Raw genomic sequence first — 4090 nt, forward strand, 5'->3', positions numbered from 1 at the left:
GGCGGACCGAGGTCCGCCGCTCCACGACAGGAAGGGCCCGTCCAGCGCGGGTGTCAGGCGAAGACGGCCAGGCTCTTGGCCTTGCCGCGCGACTCCTCCGCGAGGACCAGGAAGCGCCCGTCGGGTCCGAAGACGGCGACGGCACCGGCGCCCGCGTACTCCTCCGGCATGTCGATCCGCACGCCGTTGAGCAGCAGCCTGCCGCGCCTGTCGTCCACGTCCCAGCGCGGGAAGGCCCGGCCCGCGGCCTCGGCCACCGGCATCACCGTCAGCTCCTCCTGGAGCTGGTCGAGGGTCTTGGCCGCGTCCAGCTTGTAGGGGCCGACGCGGGTGCGCCGCAGGGCGGTCAGATGGCCGCCGACGCCGAGTCCCGCGCCGAGGTCACGGGCGAGCGCCCGGATGTAGGTCCCCGAGGAGCAGACCACCGAGACGACCAGGTCGAGTACGGGGGTGCCGTCCTCGGCGACGGCGTCGCGGACGTCGTACACCGTGAAGGCGGAGACCGTCACCGGGCGCGCCGGGATCTCGAAGTCCTCGCCCTTGCGGGCACGCGCGTAGGACCGCTTGCCGTCGATCTTGATGGCGCTGACCTTCGACGGCACCTGCATGATGTCGCCGGAGAGCTTGGCGACGCCCGCGTCGATCATCGCGCGGGTGATCTTCGAGGCGTCCGCCGAAGAGGTGATCTCGCCCTCGGCGTCGTCGGTGACCGTGTCCTGCCCGAGGCGGATGGTCCCCAGGTACTCCTTCTCGGTCAGCGCCAGATGGCCGAGGAGCTTGGTGGCGCGCTCCACGCCGAGGACGAGGACGCCCGTCGCCATGGGGTCGAGGGTGCCCGCGTGCCCGACGCGGCGGGTCCTCGCGATCCCGCGCATCTTGGCCACCACGTCGTGCGAAGTGAAGCCGGACGGCTTGTCGACGATGACAAGGCCGTCCGGCGTGGTGCTGCTGTCACTCATGCGGGGGCGTCGCCGTCCGTTTCTTCGTCGGACTCGTCCTCGGGCCTGCGGTACGGGTCGGCGCCGCCCGCGAACTCGGCGCCGGCCGAGACCTCGCGCACCTTGGCGTCCGAGAGCCGCGCCTTGTCGAGCAGGTCCTCGATGGCCCGCGCGTTGTCCGGCAGGGCGTCCGCCACGAAGGCCAGGGTCGGCGTGAACTTCACGCCGGCCGCCTGGCCGACCGCCGACCTGAGCACGCCCTTGGCGCTCTCCAGGCCGGCCGCCGCCGCGGCACGGTCCTCGTCGTCGCCGTAGACCGTGTAGAAGACGGTCGCCTCTCGCAGGTCACCCGTCACGCGGGTGTCCGTGATCGTCACGTGTGATCCGAGCCGCGGGTCCTTGATCCCGCGCTGCAGCTTCTGGGCAACCACCTCTCGGATGAGGTCCGCCAGCCTTTTCGCCCGCGCGTTGTCGGCCACTGCTCCGTCTCCCTTTTCCCCGGGGTGGGTCCCCTGGGGCTTGTCTTGCCTTGTTCAGTCATCATCCCCGTGCAGCCGCCGCCGGACCGACAGCAGCTCCACTTCGGGCCGGGCGGCGACGAGGCGCTCGCACCGGTCCAGTACGTCCGTGAGATGGCCCCAGTCGCCGGAGACCGCCGCCAGGCCGATCTCGGCCCTGCGGTGCAGGTTCTGGCCGCCCACTTCCGCCGCGCTCACGCCGTACTTGCGCTGGAGCTCGGCGACGATCGGACGGACGACGGAGCGTTTCTCCTTCAGCGAATGTACGTCGCCGAGGAGCAGATCGAAGGACAGAGTCCCCACATACATGTGTGTCCGGATGTCCCGCCGGTACGGGTTCGGGGCCCCGCCGGCACTTGGCAGGGACACAAGAACCGTACACGGAACGGCCGGGGCCGATCGACGGGATTTACCCCGCCGACCGGCCCCGACGCTGACCGCGCAGATCCGACTGCCGTGAGGCAGCCGATCAGCCGCGCGGCTTCTCGCGCATCTCGTACGTCGCGATGACGTCGTCGATCTTGATGTCGTTGAAGTTGCCGAGGTTGATACCGCCCTCGAACCCTTCGCGGATCTCGGTGACGTCGTCCTTGAAGCGGCGCAGACCCTCGATGTTGAGGTTCTCCGCGATGACCTTGCCGTCGCGGAGCAGGCGGGCCTTGGTGTTGCGCTTGACCTCGCCGGAGCGGATGAGCACACCCGCGATGTTGCCGAGCTTGGACGAGCGGAAGACCTCGCGGATCTCCGCGGTGCCGAGCTCGACCTCCTCGTACTCCGGCTTGAGCATGCCCTTGAGGGCCGCCTCGATCTCCTCGATGGCCTGGTAGATCACCGAGTAGTAGCGGACGTCGACACCCTCGCGCTCCGCCATCTGCGCGGCACGGCCCGCCGCGCGGACGTTGAAGCCGATGACGATGGCGTCGGAGCCCATGGCCAGGTCGATGTCCGACTCCGTGACCGCACCCACACCGCGGTGCAGGACGCGGATGTCGACCTCTTCGCCGACGTCGAGCTGGAGCAGCGAGGACTCGAGAGCCTCCACCGAACCGGACGCGTCGCCCTTGATGATGATGTTGAGGTCCTGGACAAGACCGGCCTTGAGCACCTGGTCGAGGTCCTCCAGGGACACCCGGCGGGTGCGCTTGGCGAACGCGGCGTTGCGCTCGCGGGCCGCGCGCTTCTCGGCGATCTGGCGCGCCGTGCGGTCCTCGTCGACGACCAGGAAGTTGTCGCCGGCACCGGGCACGTTGGTGAGACCGAGCACGAGGACGGGGGTCGACGGGGTCGCCTCCTCCACGTTCTCGCCCTTGTCGTCGAGCATCGCGCGGACTCGGCCGTACGCGTCACCGGCGACCATCGTGTCGCCGACGCGGAGGGTACCGCGCTGGACGAGGACGGTCGCGACGGCGCCGCGGCCCTTGTCGAGGTGGGCCTCGATCGCGATGCCCTGCGCGTCCTGCTCCGGGTTGGCCCGCAGGTCGAGCGAGGCGTCCGCGGTCAGGACCACGGCCTCAAGCAGCTGCTCGATGTTCTGGCCCTGGCGCGCGGAGATGTCGACGAACATCGTGTCGCCGCCGTACTCCTCGGCCACCAGACCGAACTCGGTGAGCTGACCGCGCACCTTGGTCGGGTCGGCACCCTCGACGTCGATCTTGTTGACCGCGACCACGATCGGCACGTCGGCCGCCTTGGCGTGGTTCAGCGCCTCGATCGTCTGCGGCATCACACCGTCGTTGGCCGCGACCACGAGGATCGCGATGTCGGTGGACTTCGCACCACGGGCACGCATGGCGGTGAACGCCTCGTGACCGGGGGTGTCGATGAAGGTGATGGCGCGCTCTTCGCCGTTGACCTCGGTGGCGACCTGGTACGCACCGATGTGCTGCGTAATACCGCCGGCCTCGCCCGCGACGACGTTCGTCTTGCGGATCGCGTCCAGAAGTCGGGTCTTGCCGTGGTCGACGTGACCCATGACGGTCACGACCGGCGGACGGGAGACGAGCATGTCCTCGCCGCCCTCGTCCTCGCCGAACTCGATGGAGAACGACTCCAGGAGCTCGCGGTCCTCCTCCTCCGGGCTGACGATCTCCAGGACGAAGTTCATCTCTTCGGCGAGGAGCTTCAGCGTCTCGTCGGAGACGGACTGCGTGGCGGTGACCATCTCGCCGAGGTTCATCATCACGCCGACCAGCGAGGCCGGGTTCGCGTTGATCTTCTCGGCGAAGTCGGTCAGCGAGGCACCGCGCGACAGGCGGACGGTCTGTCCGTTGCCGCGAGGCAGCATGACGCCGCCCACCGACGGGGCCTGCATGGCCTCGTACTCCTGGCGCCTCTGCCGCTTCGACTTGCGGCCACGACGGGCGGGCCCGCCGGGACGGCCGAACGCGCCCTGCGTGCCACCACGGGCACCGGGACCGCCGGGACGGCCACCGAAGCCGGGACGGCCGCCGAAGCCGCCGCCGCCACCGGGACGACCGGCACCGCCGCCACCCGGACCGCCGGGACGGCCGGCGAAGCCGCCGCCACCGCCGCCGGGACGGCCCGCGAAGCCGCCGCCGCCACCGGGACGGCCACCGCCGCCACCCGGGCGACCGCCGCCGCCGGGACCGCGGCCACCGCCGGGGCCACCGCCGG

The 4090-nt window shown here is 70.6% G+C and carries 4 protein-coding genes; all 4 read right to left on the bottom strand.

Features of this window, described 5'->3' with window-relative positions:
• Positions 1 to 53: 53 nt before the first annotated feature.
• Positions 54 to 959 (bottom strand): tRNA pseudouridine(55) synthase TruB, encoded by a 906-nt coding sequence (truB, locus tag AB0I16_RS35635; protein ID WP_363253835.1) that lies wholly within the window; start codon positions 957 to 959, stop codon positions 54 to 56.
• On the bottom strand, positions 956 to 1417 hold the full coding sequence (gene rbfA, locus AB0I16_RS35640; RefSeq protein WP_363253836.1) for a 30S ribosome-binding factor RbfA: 462 nt from the start codon (positions 1415 to 1417) through the stop codon (positions 956 to 958). The genes truB and rbfA overlap by 4 nt, the downstream gene beginning before the upstream one ends.
• A gap of 54 nt (positions 1418 to 1471) precedes the next feature.
• Positions 1472 to 1765, bottom strand: coding sequence for a DUF503 domain-containing protein (locus tag AB0I16_RS35645; protein ID WP_136243206.1), 294 nt, complete (start codon positions 1763 to 1765; stop codon positions 1472 to 1474).
• Between the two features lie 160 nt (positions 1766 to 1925).
• A partial coding sequence (gene infB / locus AB0I16_RS35650; protein ID WP_363253837.1) for a translation initiation factor IF-2 occupies positions 1926 to 4090 on the bottom strand: 2165 nt, incomplete at its 5' end.

The organism is Streptomyces sp. NPDC050703 (assembly GCF_040654435.1).
Classification (GTDB): Bacteria; Actinomycetota; Actinomycetes; order Streptomycetales; family Streptomycetaceae; genus Streptomyces.